20 protein-coding genes are annotated in these 21233 nt (G+C 66.5%); 8 read left to right on the top strand and 12 right to left on the bottom strand.

Features of this window, described 5'->3' with window-relative positions; all coding sequences use genetic code 11:
• Nucleotides 1-409: 409 nt before the first annotated feature.
• Complete coding sequence (locus AC4ELS_RS12505; RefSeq protein ID WP_499047593.1) at nucleotides 410-778, bottom strand: ArsR/SmtB family transcription factor; 369 nt, start codon at nucleotides 776-778, stop codon at nucleotides 410-412.
• Between the two features lie 97 nt (nucleotides 779-875).
• Here AC4ELS_RS12505 and AC4ELS_RS12510 point away from each other — a divergent pair, with 97 nt between their 5' ends.
• Both AC4ELS_RS12510 and AC4ELS_RS12515 read left to right on the top strand, forming a co-directional pair.
• Nucleotides 876-2096 (top strand): MFS transporter, encoded by a 1221-nt coding sequence (locus tag AC4ELS_RS12510; RefSeq protein WP_499047841.1) that lies wholly within the window; start codon nucleotides 876-878, stop codon nucleotides 2094-2096.
• A 54-nt stretch (nucleotides 2097-2150) separates the two neighbouring features.
• Nucleotides 2151-3176 (top strand): NAD(P)H-dependent glycerol-3-phosphate dehydrogenase, encoded by a 1026-nt coding sequence (locus tag AC4ELS_RS12515; RefSeq protein WP_499047595.1) that lies wholly within the window; start codon nucleotides 2151-2153, stop codon nucleotides 3174-3176.
• 54 nt (nucleotides 3177-3230) lie between these two features.
• On the opposite strand, the gene AC4ELS_RS12520 is transcribed toward AC4ELS_RS12515, so the two are convergent.
• Nucleotides 3231-3860: a helix-turn-helix domain-containing protein gene (locus tag AC4ELS_RS12520; RefSeq protein ID WP_499047597.1), complete on the bottom strand. Its 630-nt coding sequence runs from the start codon at nucleotides 3858-3860 to the stop codon at nucleotides 3231-3233.
• A 116-nt stretch (nucleotides 3861-3976) separates the two neighbouring features.
• Here AC4ELS_RS12520 and AC4ELS_RS12525 point away from each other — a divergent pair, with 116 nt between their 5' ends.
• Nucleotides 3977-5122, top strand: a complete 1146-nt coding sequence (locus tag AC4ELS_RS12525; RefSeq protein WP_499047600.1) for a zinc-binding dehydrogenase — start codon at nucleotides 3977-3979, stop codon at nucleotides 5120-5122.
• Nucleotides 5123-5140: 18 nt separating this feature from the next.
• Nucleotides 5141-6580 carry an APC family permease gene (locus AC4ELS_RS12530; protein ID WP_499047601.1) on the top strand — a complete coding sequence of 480 codons (1440 nt, stop codon included), beginning with the start codon at nucleotides 5141-5143 and terminating at the stop codon, nucleotides 6578-6580.
• A 3-nt stretch (nucleotides 6581-6583) separates the two neighbouring features.
• Here AC4ELS_RS12530 and AC4ELS_RS12535 read toward each other — a convergent pair whose 3' ends face one another.
• The 4 genes from AC4ELS_RS12535 to AC4ELS_RS12550 all read right to left on the bottom strand — a co-directional run bounded on the left by AC4ELS_RS12535 (nucleotide 6584) and on the right by AC4ELS_RS12550 (nucleotide 9885).
• Entirely contained in the window at nucleotides 6584-7099 is a 516-nt protein-coding gene (locus tag AC4ELS_RS12535; RefSeq protein ID WP_064886801.1) for a hypothetical protein, read from the bottom strand.
• A 53-nt stretch (nucleotides 7100-7152) separates the two neighbouring features.
• Nucleotides 7153-7467: a hypothetical protein gene (locus AC4ELS_RS12540; RefSeq protein WP_064886800.1), complete on the bottom strand. Its 315-nt coding sequence runs from the start codon at nucleotides 7465-7467 to the stop codon at nucleotides 7153-7155.
• A 122-nt stretch (nucleotides 7468-7589) separates the two neighbouring features.
• Nucleotides 7590-9104: a sensor histidine kinase gene (locus AC4ELS_RS12545; RefSeq protein WP_064886799.1), complete on the bottom strand. Its 1515-nt coding sequence runs from the start codon at nucleotides 9102-9104 to the stop codon at nucleotides 7590-7592.
• Between the two features lie 7 nt (nucleotides 9105-9111).
• Nucleotides 9112-9885 carry a response regulator transcription factor gene (locus AC4ELS_RS12550; RefSeq protein ID WP_003883610.1) on the bottom strand — a complete coding sequence of 258 codons (774 nt, stop codon included), beginning with the start codon at nucleotides 9883-9885 and terminating at the stop codon, nucleotides 9112-9114.
• Nucleotides 9886-10361: 476 nt separating this feature from the next.
• On the opposite strand from AC4ELS_RS12550, the gene AC4ELS_RS12555 reads away from it, so the two are divergent.
• Together AC4ELS_RS12555 and AC4ELS_RS12560 are read left to right on the top strand one after the other, a co-directional pair.
• Nucleotides 10362-12527, top strand: a complete 2166-nt coding sequence (locus AC4ELS_RS12555) for a SulP family inorganic anion transporter (RefSeq protein WP_064886843.1) — start codon at nucleotides 10362-10364, stop codon at nucleotides 12525-12527.
• Between the two features lie 101 nt (nucleotides 12528-12628).
• Nucleotides 12629-13432 carry a HEAT repeat domain-containing protein gene (locus AC4ELS_RS12560; protein WP_448443673.1) on the top strand — a complete coding sequence of 268 codons (804 nt, stop codon included), beginning with the start codon at nucleotides 12629-12631 and terminating at the stop codon, nucleotides 13430-13432.
• 24 nt (nucleotides 13433-13456) lie between these two features.
• Here AC4ELS_RS12560 and htpX read toward each other — a convergent pair whose 3' ends face one another.
• On the bottom strand, nucleotides 13457-14341 hold the full coding sequence (gene htpX / locus AC4ELS_RS12565; RefSeq protein ID WP_064886798.1) for a zinc metalloprotease HtpX: 885 nt from the start codon (nucleotides 14339-14341) through the stop codon (nucleotides 13457-13459).
• Between the two features lie 74 nt (nucleotides 14342-14415).
• On the bottom strand, nucleotides 14416-15423 hold the full coding sequence (gene grcC1 / locus AC4ELS_RS12570) for a nonaprenyl/(2E,6E)-farnesyl/geranylgeranyl diphosphat synthase (protein WP_499047603.1): 1008 nt from the start codon (nucleotides 15421-15423) through the stop codon (nucleotides 14416-14418).
• A gap of 21 nt (nucleotides 15424-15444) precedes the next feature.
• Between grcC1 and menJ the strand changes: the two genes are divergently transcribed.
• Nucleotides 15445-16701, top strand: coding sequence for a menaquinone reductase MenJ (gene menJ, locus AC4ELS_RS12575; RefSeq protein ID WP_448443676.1), 1257 nt, complete (start codon nucleotides 15445-15447; stop codon nucleotides 16699-16701).
• Nucleotides 16702-16707: 6 nt separating this feature from the next.
• Here the strand turns inward: menJ and AC4ELS_RS12580 are convergent, their stop codons facing one another.
• Complete coding sequence (locus AC4ELS_RS12580) at nucleotides 16708-17190, bottom strand: TspO/MBR family protein (RefSeq protein ID WP_499047605.1); 483 nt, start codon at nucleotides 17188-17190, stop codon at nucleotides 16708-16710.
• Nucleotides 17191-17464: 274 nt separating this feature from the next.
• On the opposite strand from AC4ELS_RS12580, the gene AC4ELS_RS12585 reads away from it, so the two are divergent.
• Nucleotides 17465-17791 (top strand): hypothetical protein, encoded by a 327-nt coding sequence (locus AC4ELS_RS12585; protein ID WP_499047607.1) that lies wholly within the window; start codon nucleotides 17465-17467, stop codon nucleotides 17789-17791.
• 19 nt (nucleotides 17792-17810) lie between these two features.
• Here AC4ELS_RS12585 and ppnP read toward each other — a convergent pair whose 3' ends face one another.
• The 3 genes from ppnP to AC4ELS_RS12600 form a co-directional block, all read right to left on the bottom strand.
• Nucleotides 17811-18092: a pyrimidine/purine nucleoside phosphorylase gene (gene ppnP / locus AC4ELS_RS12590; RefSeq protein WP_135359581.1), complete on the bottom strand. Its 282-nt coding sequence runs from the start codon at nucleotides 18090-18092 to the stop codon at nucleotides 17811-17813.
• Nucleotides 18093-18153: 61 nt separating this feature from the next.
• Entirely contained in the window at nucleotides 18154-19098 is a 945-nt protein-coding gene (locus AC4ELS_RS12595; protein ID WP_498885825.1) for a CobW family GTP-binding protein, read from the bottom strand.
• A 43-nt stretch (nucleotides 19099-19141) separates the two neighbouring features.
• Nucleotides 19142-20926: a hydroxysqualene dehydroxylase gene (locus AC4ELS_RS12600; protein WP_499047610.1), complete on the bottom strand. Its 1785-nt coding sequence runs from the start codon at nucleotides 20924-20926 to the stop codon at nucleotides 19142-19144.
• Nucleotides 20927-21233: the final 307 nt, after the last annotated feature.

Raw genomic sequence — 21233 nt, forward strand, 5'->3', positions numbered from 1 at the left:
CCGAATAACTCGCATTGGATGGCACCGTAACGTCGAGACTCGATCCCCGTCAACGTTTTGCCGAATTATCATTCACTTAGCGAGATGGGCTCATCAATTTCCGGCAAACCACCCGCCGCCGACGTCACGCAGCCACCACCACTCGAACGTGCGGACGATGCCTTGTCACTTCCTGTATCACGTGTAAATACAGTGCATTCAGGCCATTGCGAGGGCGATCGGCATTGACGCCGACGCAAGTGCCGCGCTCTGACCGACCGAGGATTCGCGCCGCACAAACGAACTCGCTGCGGAATCAGTGTCCGGTATGGCCGTTAACTTTGCCGATCGTGTCGAAAGGGTGGAAATGCTGTCGGATTTTTGCCGACGATGGGCGTCCCGCCGCCTGGCTCACCGCCCGCGCCGAAGTCTACTGACTACGGGCGATGTCAGTCGGGTTTCGCAACATCTCGGCCGTACCGGCTTCCCGGTTCGCCTGCGCCACGATCGCAGACAGCAGACCGGGCATGGCGGCGTCCACATCATGCGCGCGCAACCGCTGATAGACGTGACCCTCACTGATCACCCGCTCGGTGAGGCCGGTGTCGCGCAGGATGTTGAAGTGGTGGGTGGCCGTCGACTTGTTGATGCCGTCATAGAGCCCCGCACATTTCACCGGCTCACCGGCGTCGTATAGCCGACGCACCATCTCGAGCCGCACAGGGTCCTGCAGAGCAGCCAGCAATTGAGGCAACGTGCCCACCGGACACGGCGCCTCGACCGTCGGAGCATCTGCCATGCGTGTCCCCCGCCAGAAACAAGTTTGATGAACGTCAAACCCAGCGTAGGCTCGGCCAGGTTCGATGAGCATCGAACCTACCGGACGGGGAGTGGCGATGGCGCAGATTTCGGCGGAGAACGCCCTCGGGCGCGAAGTCGAGCACGGCCAACGCTGGGCCTATCCACTGCTGCTCATCTTCAGCGGGGTGGCGCTGGGAGTCTCGGGCCTCCCCGCCCCGCTGTACGGCATCTACGAAACCGCCTGGCATCTCACCCCGCTGGCCACCACCATCGTCTTCGCGGTGTACGCGCTGGCCGCCCTGGCCGCAGTGCTCGTGTCCGGCCGCATCTCCGATGTGATCGGCCGCAAGCCGGTGCTCGTGGCCGCCCTCATCGCGATGATCGTCGGACTCGGCGTCTTCCTGGTGGCCGACAACATGGCCCTGCTCCTCCTGGCCCGCACCATCCACGGCGCAGCCGTCGGCTCGATCGTGGTGGTCTCCGCCGCCGCGCTGCTGGACCTGCGGCCACATCGCGGCGTGCGCTCGGGACAGCTCAGCGGCGTCGCATTCAACATCGGCATGACCGTGGCCATCATCGGATCCGCCGTGCTGGCGCAATACGCGCCACACCCGCTACGCACCCCCTACGCCGTGGTGGCGGTGATCTGCGTTCTGGTCGGCGTCGGCGTGCTCGCGCTGCGCGAAACCCACACCGCCCGCTCCACCGGACCGATCCGGATCTCCAAACCCGCTGTGGCCAAGGAGATCCGGTCGGACTTCTGGTTCGCCGCACTCGGCGCGATGGCGTCATGGTCGGTGCTGGGCGTGCTGCTCTCGCTGTATCCGTCTCTGGCCGCGCACCAGACCCACATCGAGAACCTGGTGTTCGGCGGCGGAGTCGTCGCGATCACTGCGTTCTCCGCGGCGATGGCCCAGCTGGCCGCCACCCGTGTCCCGGCCCATCGCGCCGCGATCATCGGCGACGTGGGCATGGCGATCACCCTGGCCCTGACGGTTCCGGTGTTGGTCACCCACTCCTGGCCCCTGGTGTTCGTCGCGGCAGCAATGCTCGGCGCGACGTTCGGGCTCGGGTTCGGCGGATCGCTGCGGCACCTGTCCCACGTGGTGCCTGCCGACCAGCGCGGCGAAACCATGTCCGCGTTCTACCTGCTGGCCTACACCGCGATGGCCGTCCCGACGCTGCTGGCCGGCTGGGCCGCCACCCGCTGGGACCTGGCCACGGTCTTCCCGTGGTTCGCCGCCGCGGTGTCGGTGGCCTGCCTGGCCGCCGCGGCCGTCGGCGCACTGAGTCGTCGTCGCGCCGGCACCGGCTGACCCAGTTCGGCAACTTGCGCTCAGCTACCGCGTCTCGGCAATACGCTGATCGCCATGGCACCTGCGCAACGCGAACCCAACGTCGTCGTCCTCGGCGGAGGATCCTGGGGCACCACCGTCGCCTCCATCTGCGCACGGCGCGGACCAACCCTGCAGTGGGTGCGCTCGGAGGACACCGCCAAGGACATCAACGACAACCATCGCAACTCGCGGTATCTGGGCGACGAGGTGGCGCTGCCCGAAAGCCTCAAGGCCACCAACGATTTCAATGAAGCGGCCAACTGTGCCGACGTGATCGTGATGGGCGTGCCGTCGCACGGCTTCCGCGGGGTACTCACCGAACTGGCCCGTGAACTGCGCCCTTGGGTGCCGGTGGTCTCCCTGGTCAAAGGTTTGGAGCAGGGCACCAACAAACGGATGAGCGAGATCGTCGACGAGGTGTTGCCCGGACATCCGGCCGGGATCCTTGCCGGGCCGAACATCGCCCGCGAGGTCGCCGAAGGCTACGCCGCCGCCGCCGTGCTGGCCATGCCCGATCAGCACCTGGCCGCCAACCTGGCGCAGTTGTTCCGCACCAAGCGGTTTCGCACGTACACCACCGACGACGTCGTGGGCGTGGAGATGGCCGGGGCGCTCAAGAACGTCTACGCCATCGCCGTCGGCATGGGCTATTCACTGGGCATCGGCGAGAACACCCGCGCCATGGTGATGGCCCGCGCGGTGCGCGAGATGTCCAAACTCGGCGAGGCGATGGGCGGGCACCGCGACACCTTCGCCGGCCTGGCCGGCATGGGAGACCTCATCGTCACCTGTACCAGCCAGCGCAGCCGCAACCGCCACGTCGGCGAGCAGCTGGGCGCGGGCAAGACCGTCGACGAGATCATCGCGTCGATGAATCAGGTCGCCGAGGGCGTCAAGGCCGCCAGCGTGATCATGGAGTTCGCCGACAAATACGGGCTCAACATGCCGATCGCCCGCGAGGTCGACGCGGTGATCAACCACGGCGCGAAGGTCGAGGACGCCTACTACGGCTTGATGATCGAGAAGCCCGGCCACGAGGTGCACGGGTCCGGGTTCTGATGTTCTGCGCCGAGAGGGACGCCGTGGTCGCTCTCGGTCGCTTGCCTTCGACCTCTACGTCACTTTCGCGGAACCAGGCTCGACGCCGCGCACCGCTGCGCGGAAGTCCTCGGCCCCGACCGGCGGGGCGATGGTCCAGAGCACCTCGGCCTCGTTGTCGGTCGGGTTGTGCCAGTCATGCAGTTGGGTCGCACCGAAGGTCATGCTGTCGCCGGTGTCGAGCAACGTGGTCTGGCCCTCGACGGTGATGCTGAGCCCGCCCTTGAGCACGTAGACGAAAATCGTTGCGGCATCGAGCCGGTAGGCCCCTCCCGAACCACCGCCCGGCCGCATGATGGTGTGCATCACCTGCACATGGTGTTCGGTCTTCGGGGTCAGCAACTCTTCCCTGACCCCGTGTCCGCCCATCTCCAGCGGCGCACCGGCTCCGCTGCGCACCACGGGCGCCGAGGGGTACTCGAACAGATCACCGATGCCGATCTCCAAGGCATCGCAGATGCGCATCAGCACCGGGACCGACACGTTGGTCATCCCCCGCTCGGCCAGGCTCAAGAAGCCCTTGGTCACCTCGGCCCGGGCGGCCACCTCGGTCAGGCTCAATCCGCGCTGACCGCGGAACTCACGCAGCCGTGCCCCGGCCCGCCCCATACCGGTCTCCGTGCCGGTCTGGCCCCCGTCCGCCACTGAGGCTCCCCCTTCCTGTTGACGACCGTTCGTTTAGTGGTGTAAAACACAGCCATTGTTTTATGGCATTGAACCCTACACGTAGGCGGTGCCCCCAAAGCACAGAAAGGCACGCGGTGTCTGCACCTGCAACCGAACCCACCAGCGAGTCGACGCGCATCCAGGCCGCCGTCCTCGACGGCAACGGAACGATCAGCATCGAACATGTCGACCTCGCCGCCCCCGGCCCCGGCGAGGTGCAGGTCCGGATCGCGGCCGCCGGAGTCTGTCACTCCGACCTGCACGTCACCACCGGAGCCTGGGACGTCCCGGCGCCGGTGGTTCTGGGACACGAAGGATCCGGCGTGGTCACCGCCGTCGGCCCCGGCGTCGACGACCTCGAACCCGGCGACCATGTGGTGCTCAGCTGGGTACCCGGCTGCGGCGAATGCCGCGCCTGCCAGGCCGGCCGCCCGGCCCAGTGCGCGCTGGTGGCATCGGTCGTGGCCACCCGCGGCACCCTGTACGACGGAACCACCCGGCTGTCCAACGAGCGCGGCCAGATCCACCACTACCTCGGGGTGTCCTCCTACGCCGAGCAGGTCGTGGTCCCCCGCAGCGGCGCGATCAAGGTCCGCAACGATGCGCCACTGGAAGACATCGCGATCGTGGGCTGTGCGATCGCCACCGGAGTGGGCGCAGTGCGCAATACCGCCGACGTGCAACCCGATTCGACCGTCGCGGTGATCGGCTGCGGCGGGGTGGGTCTGGCCTGTGTCCAGGGCGCCCGGCTGGCCGGCGCCTCACGCATCGTGGCGGTCGACGTCGTAGCCGAAAAGCTGGACCTGGCAAGCAAACTCGGTGCCACCGACACTGTCGACGCCTCGGCGGTCGAGGACGTCGTGGCAGCCCTGCGCGAGGTGCTGCCCGACGGATACGACTACATCTTCGACGCCATCGGCAAGATCGCCACCACCGAGCAGGCCATCGCGGCACTGGGCCTCGGCGGGGCCGCCGTCATCGTCGGGCTCCCGCCTGCCGGTGAGCGGGCCAGCTTCGACCCGCTCGCACTGGCCGAGGCCGATCAACGGATCCTGGGCTCCAACTACGGCTCGGCGGTTCCCGAGCACGACATCCCGCAGCTGGTCGACGAGGTGATGGCGGGCAACCTCGACCTGGCCTCGATGATCTCCGCCCGGCGCCCCCTGGCCGAAGCCGCCGACGCCCTCGACGATCTGGCCGCCGGCCACGCACTGCGCCAACTCCTCGTCCCGAACGCCTGAGAAGAATCGAGATCCCAAGTGACTGAAGATCTTCAGACCCGGGCCGAGACCCCGACCGGGGATGCGGGCCTGCGCCGCGGGGTGATGGGCGGCGGCGAACTGGCCGCGCAGGCCATCGCCAACATCGCGCCCAGCGCCGTCATCGCGTTCACCGCCGCCGCCATCTACACCACCGCCAGTAACGGCACCTGGGTCTCTTTCGCCCTGGCCACCGTCGTCATCCTCTCGGTGGGCTACTGCATCTCGCAGTTCGCCAAGCGCCGTTCGAGCGCGGGTTCGCTGTACAGCTACGCCGCGACCGCACTGGGACCGTTCGGCGCCTACCTGACCGGCGTCAGCCTGATCATAGGATGCTTCGGCATCGCCGCGGGTTCACTGAGCGGCTCAGTCGCCTACACCGCCACCCTGCTCAACCAACTCGGTATTCCGATCCACGGAGTGGCCGCGCAGATCGTGCTGGCCGCCGTTCTGGGTGCGCTGGCCACCTTGTTCACCATCCGCGGCATCCGGCTCTCGGCGCGGGTTTCGCTTGTGCTGGAACTGGTTTCGGTGTCCATCATCATCCTGCTGCTGATCTTCACCCTGGTGCACCTGGGGGCGCGCGCTTTCGATGCCGACCAGTTCGACCTGACCGGCGCCAAACCGTCGGGTATCGCGGTGGGCATGGTGTTGGCGATCCTGGGCTTCGTCGGATTCTCCAGCGCCGACGCCCTGGCCCGCGAAGCCAGGGATCCCTACCGCGCGGTGCCGCGGGCCATCATGTGGAGCGCCGCAGGCGTGGGTGTGCTGTACGTCTTCGCCGCCTACACCCAGGTGGCCGCGCTGGGACCCGACCTCGGCGAATCCGCCCAACCGCTCAACGATCTCGCGACCCTGGTCGGCATGCCCGGCTGGTTCAATCCGATCCTCAACTTCGGTATCGCCGCATCGTTTTTCGCCGTGGTGGTCGCTCCGATGAACGTCATCGGCCGCATCTTGTACGTGATGGGTAAGGAGGGTGTGGTTCCGTCGGCGATCGGCCGGACCCACCCGACGCACCTGACCCCGCACCGTGCGCTGATCTCAGTCAGCCCCCTGGTGATCGCGGTGCCGGTGGTCCTGTACCTGGCAGGCGTCGACGCGATGGACGTCGTGACCTGGGTGGACACCTACGGGACCTACGGTTACATGGTGGCCTACGCCGCAGCTGCGATCGCAGCCGTGGTGTTCCTGCGCAGCATCAAGGTCCGTGTTCCGCTGGTCTGGCCGGCCGCCGCGCTGGCCATCGGATCAATGGCATATGTGTTCTACGCCAACGTGTATCCGGTGCCGGCCTACCCGCTCAACGTGATCCCGTGGTTGTTCCTGGCGACCGTTGCCGCCGCACTGGCCTGGTACTGGATTCTGAGCCGACGGTCACCGGAAGTGATCGCGAAGATCGGCACCAGCGACATGGAAACGCTCGAAGGAATCGGCTGAGCCTCAGCCGATCTGGAAGGTGGGCTTGAAGTCCGACTCCTGCTCACCGATGACGAAGCTGCCCGCCGGGCTGATCACGAAGCCCGCCTGATTGCGCCCGTCGATGCATGAGGTGGTCACCCCGTCGGTGCCGCAGCTCACCGTCTGATAGCTGAGCCGCGAATTGGGCGGCAACGGCTTGGGGTTCTCGACGACGGCGAAGACGGGGGCCGGCGAACTGGCGAACCCGGGTACTCCCGGCCCGCCGCTGACCAGGTTGGCCCCGTTGGGCGCGGCGGGGATCGGTCCGCTGCAGCCGTAGCTGCCGTTGCGCTGAATCACGCAGGTGATGCCCTCAGGGACGCTGAACGCGTACCAGGTCTTGTCCATCACCGCGTATTCGGAGGTCTTGACCGGTGCGTACGCGTTGACGTTGGGGGCGGCAGGCGCGGGATCGGGCTCCGCGAGTGCGGCACCGGGCACGCTCATCACTGCCGCTCCCGCGGCGCTCACCAGGCCAATCACCACTCTGCTCAGCACGCCGCCACCCTAACCCGGGGCGATAGAACGGTCCACCGCTCCGGGGCTGGGGGCTACTTGTCCTGACCGCAGGCGAGGTCGACGTAGACCGTGGTGTAGCGGACACGCTCCTCGGTGTTGCCCCGCGGCGCGGCCTTGAGTTCGGTGATGTCGCGGCCGGGACGGACCGCCTTGACGTTGCAGTCATTGATCGACCCGCTGCCGACGCGGGACAGGATGACGCGGTAGCCCTCGTCCTCCAGTTGCTTGATCGTCTGCTGCGCCGACCCTGTGCCGCCGGGCGCCGCGGCGGCCGGGGCTGCCAGCGCGCCCAATGCCAGACCGGCTCCCACGGAGGCGATGGCAACAGTTTTCCAGATGTTCACCATTGAATTACCTGGCCTTTCTCTTGCTGAGGTAGTTCCAGCCTAAAGAGCCATTTCACCAGGGTCCATCAACTCATATTGAACACATACGAATTACCGCATACAGCTCGGCCGTCAAAGAATATTCAGGCCCGATTCATATTTTTCGCATGGGCGGCGACCGTCTCCGGGGCGACGTCGGTAGCGAGGGGGATCCGCACAGTAAACACCGTGCGACCAGGCTTTGAGGCGACCGCGACGGTCCCCTGGTGCGCCTCGACGATCGAGGCCACGATAGCCAGCCCCAACCCGGTGCTACCCAATTCCCGCGACCGCGATTTATCCGCCCTGACAAACCGGCCAAATAGATTCGGCAACAATTCGGCATCAATTCCGGGGCCGTCATCGGTGACCGTCAATTCTGCGAATTCTCCGGCCTCGGTCAACGCGATGGCGACCGTCACACCAGGCGGCGTGTGTATCCGGGCATTCGTCAACAGATTGCTGATCACCTGGTGCAGCCGGGCGAGGTCCCCGCGCACCCAGAGCGGATCGTCGGGCAGCTCGGCCACCCAGTGATGCTCGGGTGCGCCCACCGCCACGTCGTTGATCGCGTCCACCACCAGATCGCTCAGGTCGATGTCGTCGGTCTCCAATTCCTGTCCTTCACTCAACCGCGACAACAGCAGCAGGTCGCTGACCAGCCCGGTCATCCGTCGCGCCTCGGCCTCGATGCGGGCCAGGGCGTATTCGGTGGTCGGCGGTAGGTTCGCGCTGTCCTGCCGGGTGAGCTCGGCATAGCCCTGGATCGCCGCGAGTGGCGTGCGCAGCTCGTGGCTGGCATCGGTGAGGAACTGCCGGGTGCGCCGGTCGGACTCGGCCAGCGCGGCCAGCGCGCTGTCGACATTGGCCAGCAGCTGGTTGAGCGTGTCCCCCACCAGGCCGACCTCGGTGTCCGGATCGGTGTCCTTGTCCCGCACCCGTGTCGTGATGCGGTGATCGCCACCGTCCAACGGCAGTTTCGCCACCTTGGCCGCAGTGGCAGCCACCCGGCTCAACGGCCGCAGTGCATAGCGCACCACCGCGACCGTGCCCAACGCGGTGACGATCAGGGCGATGACGATCATCACCCCGACGGTCACCGTCTTGCGGGCGATCACCATGTTGGCGCTGTCCAGCGACACCCCGGAGACCAGCATGTCGCCGTTCCCTGCAGGCTGACTGGCCAATCGGTAGGAGCCCAACACCGGAAGCTTCACCGTGCGCGGCTGCTCGTCGGTCCAGTCGTACTGGTCGAGTGCGGCGGTCACCGCTGCCGGCGCGGGGTGCGGCTCACCGTCGGAGAACACCGCCGACTGGATCACCTCGCCGTCGTGCAGCACCGCGATCAGGTTGCCCGGAGCCTGTCCGACGAACGCAGTGAGCGCCTCGGTGTCTGACGCGAGCTCGTGATCGGTACGGCTCTCCCGCCATTTCTCAAGGGAATGGCTGAACGCTGCCAACGACCGCGACACCTCGGTGTCGCTCATCGTCGTCACATAGGTGTGCAAGCTGTACACGGACAACGCGCCGACGGCGAACAGCACCACGGTGACGAGCGCACTGACGCCCAGTACCAATTGCCGGCGCAGTGAGCGCGGCCCCCAACGCCTGGGCGGCATCAGTGGGTCACGAGGCCGGGCGCAGCATGTAGCCGACGCCACGCACGGTGTGGATCATCGGTTCGCGGTCGGTATCGACCTTTTTGCGCAGGTAGGAGATGTAGAGGTCGACGATGCTGGACTTTCCGCCGAACCCGTAGTTCCACACCCGGTCGAGGATCTCGGCACGGCTCAGCGCACGGCGCGGATTCCGCATCAGGTAGCGCAGCAGCTCGAACTCCGTCACGGTGAGGTTGATCGGCTCACCGCCCCGGGTGACCTCTCGGCTGGCCCCGTCGAGCACCATGTCACCGACCTTGAGGGTCTCGTCGGCAGGCGGTGTGGTGTGGCTGGAGCGGCGCAGCAACCCGCGCAGCCGGGCGACCAGCTCCTCGAGGCTGAACGGTTTGGTCATGTAGTCGTCGGCGCCCGCGGTGAGGCCGGATACCCGGTCAAGCACCGAATCCCTGGCGGTCAGGAACAGCGTGGGCGTGTAGCCGTCGGCCTCACGGACCCGCTGCAGAATCTGCAACCCGTCGATATCGGGCAACATGATGTCGAGGACCACGACGTCAGGTTCGATCTCGTCGAACTTGGCTACGGCATCATGGCCGTTGTGGGCCACGTCGACCTCCCAGCCCTCGTAGTGCAGGGCCATCTTGACCAGGTTGGTCAGCGCCGGCTCATCGTCGACCAGCAGTACGCGAATCGCAGATCCGTCGGCGCGATGGATCTTCGGCAACTGTCCGAGGATGGCCTGGCGCGGTTGCTGGGCACGGGGGGAAACGGACATCGTCGTCATGTTTCCATTGTGCGGAGTACACAGACCGTTGTCACGGAGTTCATATGGAGTTCTAAGGGAATGCCGTTCACCCACCGACCCCTATGACTCACATCACCTTCATATGAAATCGTGATCCAGCCGAGATTCGGTGCAATACATATCTTTTCGAAACAATTTGGTGAACAATCGGTGCCGCACCCCCTCATGCGACAAACGGTTTTCCCTGCACACCAGTCATATTCACCGAATGACACACCAATGAAACATTTGGGTTCTCTATGCATGGCACAAACTGCCTTGCGCCTGCTTACAGCGATAAATACTCTCGCCCATAGCAATTGGGTGTTGCCGAGCTACATCTGAACTCCGCCGGCTTGTGTCGCGCTGTGCTCCAACACCTTTCGAAGTTGTTCACCGACAACGGCGTCAATAACTTTGCGCGGACCTGCAACGCGGCGGGTCCGCGCATGACCATCTCCACACGGAGGAGTGCAATGCAGCAAACGACTGATTTCGCAGAACGGGCCCGGGCCGTTCTGCGATACGACCTACCCGCCTCGCTGGTGGTGTTCCTGGTCGCCCTGCCGTTGTCCCTGGGCATCGCTGTGGCCTCCGGCGCCCCGGTACTCGCCGGGATCATCGCCGCGATCGTCGGCGGCATCCTCGCCGGCGCCCTCGGCGGGTCCCCGCTGCAGGTCAGCGGCCCCGCGGCCGGCCTCACCGTGGTGGTCGCCGGGCTCATCTCGCAGTTCGGCTGGGCCGTCACCTGCGCCATCACCCTGTGCGCCGGCGTGCTCCAGATCCTCTTCGGACTGAGCCGGGTGGCACGCGCCGCACTGGCCATCTCCCCCGTCGTGGTGCACGCGATGCTGGCCGGCATCGGCATCACCATCGCCCTGCAGCAGATCCACGTGCTGCTCGGCGGCAGCTCCAACAGCTCCGCCTGGGCCAATGTCACCGAACTGCCAGGTCAGCTGATGAACGCCCACGGCCACGGCGTCATCCTGGGCGCACTGGTGATCGCGATTCTGGTGGGGTGGCGCTGGGTGCCTGCCCCGATCAAGAAGGTTCCCGGTCCGCTGGTGGCCATCGTCGGCGTCACCGCACTGTCGTTGCTGCCGACGTTCGGTGACGTCACCCGCATCCAGATCAACGGCTCCCTGCTGGACGCGCTGGCCCTGCCCAGCCTGCCCGACGGCAACTGGGGCGCGTTCGCCGCAGGCGTCCTCACCATCGCGTTGATCGCCAGCGTCGAGAGTCTGCTGTCGGCCGTGTCGGTCGATCGCATGCACACCGGACCGCGCACCAACTTCGACCGCGAGATGATCGGCCAAGGCACGGCCAACATGGTCTCGGGCGCCATCGGCGGCCTGCCCGTCACCGGCGTGATCGTGCGCAGCTCGACCAACGTCGCCGCCGGCGCCCGCACCCGCGCCTCGGCCATCCTGCACGGCGTCTGGATCCTGATCTTCGCGGTGCCGTTCGCCGGTTTGGCCCAGATGATCCCGACCGCCGCACTCGCCGGCCTCCTGATCGTCATCGGCTGCCAGCTGGTCAAGCGTGCTCACATCGAAACTGCCAGGCGCACAGGTGATCTCGCGGTGTACGCCGTCACGGCAGCGGGTGTGGTGTTCCTCAACCTGCTCGAAGGTGTGCTGATCGGTCTGGCGCTGGCGGTCGCACTGACCGTGTGGCGGGTGGTGCGCACCAACATCGTGTCCGAATCCACCGGCGAGAACACCTGGCGCGTCGCCATCGAAGGCTCCTGCACGTTCCTGTCCCTTCCGACGCTCACCAGCGCCCTGGGCAAGGTGCCGACAGGCTCGTCGGTGACTGTCGAGCTGTCGGTCGACTTCATCGACCACGCCGCTCACGAGACGATCGAAGAGTGGCAGCGCCAGCACGTGGCCACCGGCGGCACGGTCGACATCCACGATGTCGGCGCCGTCGAGATGGCCAGCGCGGTGGCCGGGCCGCCGATGCGCGGCTTCACGCCGTTCGACAAGCGTTCCGGCGTGGTGCCGTGGAGCTCGTGGCAGCGCGAGGAGGTGTCCTCAGTCCTGCACGGCCTGGCCGCCTACCACCGTCGCACCGCCCCGGTGCTGCGCCCGCACATGCAGGAGCTGGTGCACGCCCAGCGGCCCGAGACGCTGTTCCTCACCTGCGCCGATTCGCGGGTGGTGCCCAACGTCATCACCAGCAGCGGGCCGGGTGATCTGTTCACCGTGCGCAACGTCGGCAACATGATCCCGGCCGGCCAAGCCGACGCGTCGATCGAGGCGGCCATCGCCTTCGCCGTCGACAAGCTCGAGGTCAGCTCGATCGTGGTGTGCGGACACTCCAGCTGCGGTGCCATGACCGCGATGCTCGGCAAGACCGACGCGGGCGACAAGCATCTGGAATCGTGGCTGGCCCATGGCAATCCGTCGATCGAGGCGTTTGACGACGGCCGCCACCCGGTGGCGCAGTCAGCGGCAGAGGCAGGCTTCGGCATGGTCGATCAGCTGTCGATGGTCAACATCGCCGTGCAGGTGCAGACGCTGCAAGCTCACCCGCTGGCCCGTCGCGTCAACGTCATCGGCCTGTTCTACGACATCGCCAGCGCCGGCGTGTTGCGGGTGACGCCCACCCACATCGAGACCCTCGCCGACGCCGCATAAGGGGCGTTCTCTCCGGCTTGCGCAACGAGCGTGCGCGTCTGCTGTTCGACCAGCAGTTCGCGCACGCTCGTTGCGTTTGCGGACTTGGCTATCGTGACTTCATGGGGGCGGATCGGCAGGCCATCATCGCGCAGCTGCGCGACGCCATCGGCGCGGTCGAGTCCAAGAGTGACGGTCGACCACCGACGCTGCCACCGCGGCCCCAGCCGACACCGCCACGCGCGACCCCCGCCGTCCTCAAGGGGTGGGATGTTCCAGACGGGGACGACTGGCGAGACCACCTGCCTGCCCGATACGTCGACGGGCAGCACGGATTTGACCACAGGCTGATGGAAGACCTGGCCGCAGTCGGCGTCCGCTGCTACACAATCGGGCACTTCAAGGCGACCACCGCGCCGTCCGCCATTCCGGTCTTCGTTGACTGGCTCACCCATCTGGAAGCCCGGATCCCGGGTGAGGAAACCCATCACCGCAACATCATCCGGATCGGGCTGATCTGGAACCTGCACGACCGCGCCGCCCAGGGCAAGCAGCACATCGTCGACTTGATGCTGACCCAGATCCGCCACCAACCTCCGCTTACCCGCGGGGCACAGGATGCTGCGCTGTCGACGTTGTCATTCGTCGCCACGGCAAGGCATTTCGCCCAGATCGTCGAACTGCTGGCCGAACCCATCGACATGGCCGGCCGGAGCTGGCTGGTGAGCTATCTGGGAAAGGTGAAAACCGATGAGGCTCGCGCTCTGGCGGTCGGTTATCTGGACAGCCCGTACACGGCATTCGCCCTCAAAGCCCTGATCCAGATGAAAGCCGCCGGGGTCCGAGACCTCGTCGCACCGTATGTCGGCTCCGAGCATGCAGAGGTCCGCAAGTACGCACGGCGCGCGATGGAGCGACTCGCCTAGCTTCAGGCGCTCAACGGCGAAGGACTAGAAGCGGCCGGGAGTTGACCCGCCATAGCCGGCCATGTCCTCCAGGCGACGGATGCGGTCGTCGATCGGCGGGTGGGTCGAGAACAGCTTGCCGATACGCTCGCCGGCCCGGAACGGGCTGGCGATCATCAGATGCGCCTGATCGGCCAGCTGGGGCTGCGGAGGCAGTGGTGCCGCTTCGACGCCACCGGAGATCTTGCGCAGCGCCGACGCCAATGCCAGTGGATCACCGGTCAATTCAGCACCGGACTGGTCGGCCTGGTACTCGCGCTGGCGGGATACCGCCATCCGCACCACGGTGGCCGCGATCGGGCCCAGCAGTGAAACCAGCAGCATCGCCAGCGGATTCGTACCCTCACGGTTGCCGCCGAACATCCCCGCGAACATGGCCATATTGGCCAGGGCGGTGATCACCGACGCCATCGCGCCTGCCACGCACGAGATCAGGATGTCGCGGTTGTAGACGTGAGAGAGCTCATGGCCGAGAACCGCGCGCAGCTCACGCTCGTTGAGGAGCTGCAGAATGCCGGTGGTACAGCACACCGCGGCGTTGCGCGGGTTGCGGCCGGTGGCGAATGCGTTGGGGTTGGCGGTGTCGGAGATGTACAGGCGCGGCATCGGCTGATGCGCCGTGGTGGCCAACTCCCGGACGATCCGGTAGATCTCGGGCGCCTGCACCTCGGTGATCGGCTGCGCGTGCATCGCGCGCAGCGCCATCTTGTCGCTGTTGAAGTACACGTAGACGTTCATGCCGACGGCGAACAGCACCGCCAGGTACATCACGTTGCGGCCGAACAACGAACCGACGAACACGATCAGCGCCGAAAAACCGACCAGCAACAGGAATGTCTTGATTCGGTTTGCGTGCGGGTTCCACGTCATCGCAGTTTCCTCCTAGGCAACTACTCGGCAACCATCGCTGATTAAACGCTCAGTTACCGTCCGTGGTTCCGGAATCAGCCGTGACGGTTGACCGTGTAGTCCACGAGGGTGGCCAATGCGTCACGCCCGGGCCCGGATGGAAGGCTGGCCAGCTCGTCACGGGCCTGCGCCGCGTACTCGGCCACCGTCTCCTTCGCGCGCGCCATCCCGGTCGACCGGCGCAGCAGGGTCAGCGCCTCGGCCACGTCCTCTTCCCGCTCGACGGGTGTGGCCAGCAACTCGCGCAGCCGGTCGGAATCCGGACCCGACTCACGCAGCGCGTACAGCACCGGCAGGGTGTGCACCCCTTCGCGCAGGTCAGTGCCCGGAACCTTGCCCGATTCATCCGGATCGCTGTCGATGTCGATGATGTCGTCGGAGATCTGGAACGCGGTGCCCACGATCCCGCCCAGCCGGTGCAGCCGCTCGACCTGCTCGGCATCGGCGCCCGAGAACGTCGCGCCGAACCGCCCCGAGGCGGCGATCAGGCAGGCGGTCTTCTCGTAGACCACCTTGAGGTAATGGTCGACGGAGTCGGCATGCTCGGCCGCACCGCGGGTCTCACGCATCTGGCCCGTCACCAACTGGGCGAATGTGTCAGCAATCACACGCACCGCGTCCGGTCCCAGCCGGGAAACCAGCCGCGAGGCCGTGGCGAACAGATAGTCACCCGCCAGGATCGCGATGTTGTTGCCCCACCGGGCATTGGCACTCGGTGCCCCGCGCCGCATCTGGGCCTCGTCCATGACGTCGTCGTGATACAGCGTCGCCAGGTGCACCAGCTCGATCACCGCACCGGCGATTGCGACGTCCGGATCGTCGGGCCGGGGGCCCAGCGACGCCGAGAGCACGGTGAACAGCGGACGGAACCGCTTGCCGCCGGCCTGGAACAGATGCTGGACCGCCTCTGCCATGAGCTCGTCGGCTTTGCCCAGCTCGTCAGACATCAGTTGTTCGATCCTGGCGACGCTGTCCCGGACGTCGGCGGCGAACGCCGCGTCCCCGAAATCAACGCCTGCCACCACAGTCGCTGGTGTCCTCATTCGTCCAACATACTGGGGGACATGGATGCACCGGCGGGCAGGAGCGCAGCGACCCGGGGATTTACACAGGCAGACGTGGTCGTCGTCGGCGCGGGACCGGCCGGGTCGGCGGCCGCCGCGTGGGCGGCTCGAGCCGGTCGTGACGTGCTGGTCATCGACGCGGCGCAGTTCCCGCGGGACAAGTCCTGCGGCGACGGGCTGACGCCGCGAGCGGTTGCCGAACTGGAACGGCTCGGCATGGGGCCGTGGCTCGACACCCGGATCCGGCACCACGGCCTGCGGATGTCGGGATTCGGCGCCGACGTCGAAGTGCGGTGGCCCGGGCCGTCGTTCCCGTCCACCGGAAGCGCGGTCCCGCGCACCGAACTCGACGACCGGATCCGATCGGTCGCCGCCGACGACGGCGCCAAGATGCGTCTGGGCGCCAAAGTCGTTGGTGTGAGCCATGACTCACGTGGGCACGTCGAATCCGTCCAGCTCGACAACGGAGCCACGATCGGCTGCAATCATCTGATCGTGGCCGACGGCGCGCGTTCCACTCTGGGCCGCGTGCTGGGCCGCACCTGGCACAAGGAAACCGTGTACGGCACGGCTATCCGCGGCTACATCGCCACGCCGCGCGCCGACGAGCCGTGGATCACCTCGCATCTGGAGCTGCGCTCCCCTGAAGGCCAGGTGCTCCCGGGTTACGGCTGGATCTTCCCGCTGGGCAACGGTGAGGTGAACATCGGTGTGGGAGCCCTGGCGACCGCCAAGCGTCCCGCCCACGCGGCCCTGCGGCCGCTGCTGTCGTATTACACCGAGTTGCGCCGCAAGGAATGGGGATTCTCCGGGGAGCCGCGGGCCGCGCTGTCGGCGCTCCTGCCGATGGGCGGCGCGGTGTCCGGGGTGGCCGGGCCCAACTGGATGCTCGTCGGCGACGCGGCAGCGTGCATCAACCCGCTCAACGGCGAGGGCATCGACTACGGGCTGGAAACCGGCCGGTTGGCGGCCGAACTGCTGGGCTCCGGCGACTATTCACATGCCTGGCCCGCACTGTTGCAGGACCACTACGCCCAAGGCTTCTCAATCGCCCGACGGCTGGCCCTGCTGCTCACGTTGCCCCGGTTCCTGCCGGCGTCCGGACCGCTCGCGGTGCGCTCGTCGTTCCTGATGAACATCGCCGTTCGGGTGATGGGCAACCTGGTCACCGAAGAGGACGACGACTGGGTCGCGCGGGTGTGGCGGGGTGCGGGCCTGGCGTCGCGGCGCCTGGATCAGCGCAAGCCGTTCAGCTGATCGCGCTCACTTGCGGTTGAGCATCCAGATCCTCGTGGACAACGCGGTGGCGAAGGCACACCACAACGGATAGGGCGTGAGGATGGCGCCGGGCGCACCCTGGGCCTGCACCGCACGACGGGTCAGATCGGCGCTGCTGGCGGTCAGTGCCGCGGCGGTGACGGCCGCGGCGCCGAGCTTGCGCTGGGAGAAGAACACCCACGACCATGCGGCATTGACGGCGAGATTGCCGGCCAGCGCCACCGTGTAGTCGCGAGCCTCGTCGTGGCGGCCCTCGGTGCGCAACCGGTCGATCGTGCGGGCCGACACCACCGCGATACCCGTGTACAGGATCGGCCAGACGATCGGAAAGGCTTGTCGCGGAGGTTGAAAGGACGGCTTGCGCAGCTGCTCGTACCAATGCGACTGGGCAGGCCGGCTGGCCAGGCCGCCGACGAGCGCAGTGGTCAATGCCGCGGTGGCCGTCTTGGCCAGAGTGATCGGTCGCATGGGGTGTACATACCCGGATTCCCCGCCGTCAAAAAGTTTGACGAAGTTGCTTAGGAACTGTGGGTCGGAGAGGCAACCACAGCCGGGCCTCCCCTCCACACATGGTGCCCGCCAAGAACGTCAAAAACTTTGACGAAGTTGCTCTAGACGTGTCGGCCGGAGAGGCAACCACACCCGGCCTCCCCCTCCACACATGGTGCCCACCAAGATCGTCAAAAAACTTGACGTTCGCACGGGCGGGAAAGATGTCCCCACTGCTCGGCATACTCCGGCCATGGGAGACACGAGCGCGCCGTGGTGGGCGAACGATCCTGAGCTGAAGGAGTACTTCCGACGCTCGCAGGAGCAGCTTGAGCGAGAGATGGCCGCACACGAACCCGTTGCACCCGACAGCCCAGCCGAAGCTGTCTGGGACCTGTCGATCGGGACACGCGTGCACGCACTGGGACTTGCCCGCGACGATCTCGCCCGGGCCCAGGCTCGCTATGAACGGGCGATCCTTGCCGGCCGCCGGGCCGGCTTGTCGTGGGCACAGATCGGCAGGGTCCTCGGCGTGTCAAAGCAGAGGCTGCACAGCAGATTCCGCGGCCGCACCGGATGAGCGGCCGAGTGAACCAGCGTCAGCGGTACTCACACAGGTAGGCGGTCTCCGCCTCGACGCGGACCTGGAACTTGCTGTCGGCGGCCACGGTGAATTTCGTTCCGGCCGCGAAGGTTTCCCACTGCTCGCTGCCGGGCAACTTGACGGTCAGCGCGCCAGAGACCACCTTCATGATCTCGAGCTGGGAAGTACCGAACTCGTACTCGCCGACGGCCATGACGCCCACGGTCGCGTTTCCCTCCGGCGTGGTGAAGGCGATCGATGCGACGTCGCCGCCGAAGTACTCGTTGACCTTGAACAATGCGGCTCCTTGAATTCGGGTGAGCGGCCAGGATAACCGGACGGACAACCGTCGCCGCCGGCTACACCACGTACTTGAGCACCCCGAGCATCGCGTTCTCGTCGGCCGGCTCGCTGGTGCACCGCTCGAGGCCGGCCCGCAGCGCCGACGGGTCCATCCCGGTGCCGATCAGCACCAACTCGGTGCCGCTCGCCCGCCGCTTCTCGAAACGCAGCGAGCTGCCGACCAGCTGCAGCAGGAAGCGCTGGGCGCCGAAGTCGACGAAGCCCTTGACGCGGTAGAGACCAGCGGGGCGGTCCCGCAGAAACTCCATGAACAGGCGTGGGTTGACCGCGGCATCGGTGCGGAAATCGACGCTCTGATACTCGGCATGGTCGTGATCGTGCTCGTCGTGCAACAGCTCGTCGAAGGACAGCTGGGCCTGCGGCGTCCGCTCCGGCGGGTCGATCAGCAGCTCGGGGTCGATGCGGGCGAAGTCGGTGGGCAGCACCGGAACCCGGGGACTGAACTGGCGGATCTGTGCGAGCAGGCCGTCGACGTCGGTGCATGAGGACGCCTTGTTGAGCACCACCAGATCGGCGACCGGCAGCCCGTGACTCAGGTCGGGTTGCAGGCCGTCGAGGACCAGAACCAGGCCGGCGTAATGGAAGCGGGGATCGTCGACGGTGACGATGGTGCGGGCCAGTGAAGCCGGTTCGGCAACGCCGCTGGCCTCCACGACGATGAGATCCAGCCGCGGTTTGACCGCCGCGAGCTTGCCCAGCATCTCGCCGACTTCCTCGCCGTCGACCGCACAGCAGATACAACCGTTGGACAGCGACGCCATCGCATCGACCTGCCCCGCCACCAGCATGGCGTCGATGTTGACCGCGCCGAAGTCGTTGACCAGCGCACCGATCCGGACGCCGCGGCTGTTGCGCAGCAGATGGTTGAGCAGCGTGGTCTTGCCCGAGCCGAGATGCCCGGCGACCGCCAGCACGGGTACCGATCCGGTGGACGACGTCACCGAGCCATCGTAGGTTTATTGAGAATTGTTTTCAGTAAGGGGGTCAGGTCGGCCAGCGGGTGTCGGCGATGTCGAACGCGTGGGGCAGCCTGGCCCGGTACCGCGCCTTGTCCGCGGCCTTGAACGGCGCCCACCACGGTGCCTGGAACAACCCGAGAACGTTGGCCTTCGGACCCGCGTAACCCGAGGCGAGCAGCACGCCGTTGGCGGCATAGCGGCCGCCTTCGTTGGCCCCCTCCATCGTGGTGACGTTCTGGTCGGTCTTGATCCACTCACCGGCCAGGAACAGGTTGTCGATCCCGGTGACGGCCTCCGGCCGGCGCGCCCACGACCCGGGGTCCTGGATGAACAGCGGTTCGTCGTTGCGCACATTGGGCGTGCCCGAGTCGATGATCGACGGGTCGAGAAACCATGAATGCACCATCTGATCCGTCACCACGATGCTGGTGTCGTTGAGATGGGCCTTGATCTGCGCCCAGGCCTCAGCGGCGATCTGCGGCGGCGTGCACTGCCTGGCGCTGAGCCCGTTGAAGTTTCCCTGCGTGCTCCAGTCCGAGATGATGGCCGACAGACAGTCTTTGACTGTGCCGTCCCCATAGGTCGTCAGTGGCCGCTTCCAGAACTGGGCCTCACTGATCGAGGTGAGCCCCCACCCGGAGTCGACGTAGTTGACATGCCCCTTGGTGACGTCGACGCGCTCGCGCAGGAAGAACATCAGACCGTTCATCCACTCGGTGCGCAACGCCGCCACCGAGGCCAGCTTGGGATCGGCGGCGATCACGTCGGGAGTCAGCACCGCCGCGAGTTTTTCGCACGGCACGGCGGAGATGTACCAGTCGGCGACCACCGGTTGGGCCACCCCGTTGCCGTCCACGACCGTGGCCGATGCGATGTGCCTGCCGTTGGGAGTCAGCCGCGCCAGCGCCTGCCCGAGCCGGAACGTCACCCCGAGCGACTGCAGATGGGCCACCCAGGGATCGATCCACTGGGTGCTGGTGGGGCCGTTGAGCACCCGGTCGAATCCCTTGTTGTCGATGTCGTTGCCCAGCAGCAGGATCGACCACACCGAGGCCTCGCCGACCAGCCCGATCGAATGGGCGCTGGCGTCCTTGGACTTGGACGCGGCCAGGTTCCGGATGATGCCGTCGGCCAGGTAGCGGTTGTACTCCTTGCTCTTGTGGTCCGCCCCGATGAATTTCTCCCAGGTCATGTTGTCCCACTGGCCGAGCTTGCGCTCGTCGCAGCTGGTGACGTAGACCGCGAGTTTCTGCGCGGCGTACACCGCCTCCAACGGCGGCAACCGGAACAACGTCTGGAACACAGCGGCCACCGACTCGGTGAAGGCCTTGGGGGTGATGGGATTGGGCAGGGTCGGGATCGGAAACGGCAGTGGGATCGTCAGATCCGCCCGCCCCAACCCCGAGTGCAGATACGACGTGGCCCGGGTCAGGTTCTGCCAGACACCGAAAGTGTTGCCGGCAAAAGGAATGCGCCGCATCGTGTCGGTGACATTGCGGTAGAAGCCGGGGAAGAACCGGAAGCCGTGCTCAGCCGGCAGCGGGCTGCCCGACGGAGACGGCGCCGGAATCGACCGAGCCTTGCCACCCAACGCTTTTCGCTCGAACACCGTGACCCGGTACCCGCGCTCCGCCAATTCGTGCGCGGCGGTCAGGCCTGCCACCCCGGCACCGAAGATCGCGACCGTGGAACCCGGTGCGGCGCGCGCGGTTGGCGGCCTGCTCAGCGCCGCCGCGGCCACGCCGGCCGTGGCCGTTCCGGCCAGAAATGACCTCCGCGATATGTGACGTTCCCCAACCCCACCCGACATACCGACACCGCCTCAGTTCGGCAACCCCTGTGGGCGCTAAGTTAATCGTGATTCTGCTGCGGGCCCCGTCCGACACGCCGAGTTGAATTCACGCGACAGTAAGGCGATCTCTTGATCACAAACTCGGGCCTCTCACCGTTCGAGACCTCACAAGACAGGCCCTCGCGACTCGAGAATGACCATTCACTTAATTCTTGCGAACGCGTCCCGAAATGTGACATGCTCCACAGACGACCGGGGGGTCGAAACGTGCTCCAGCACAGCCGGTGGTCACCGGTCGGCCCCGCGCATGCCACGACAAGCGGGG

This window comes from Mycobacterium shunyiense, from assembly GCF_058270035.1.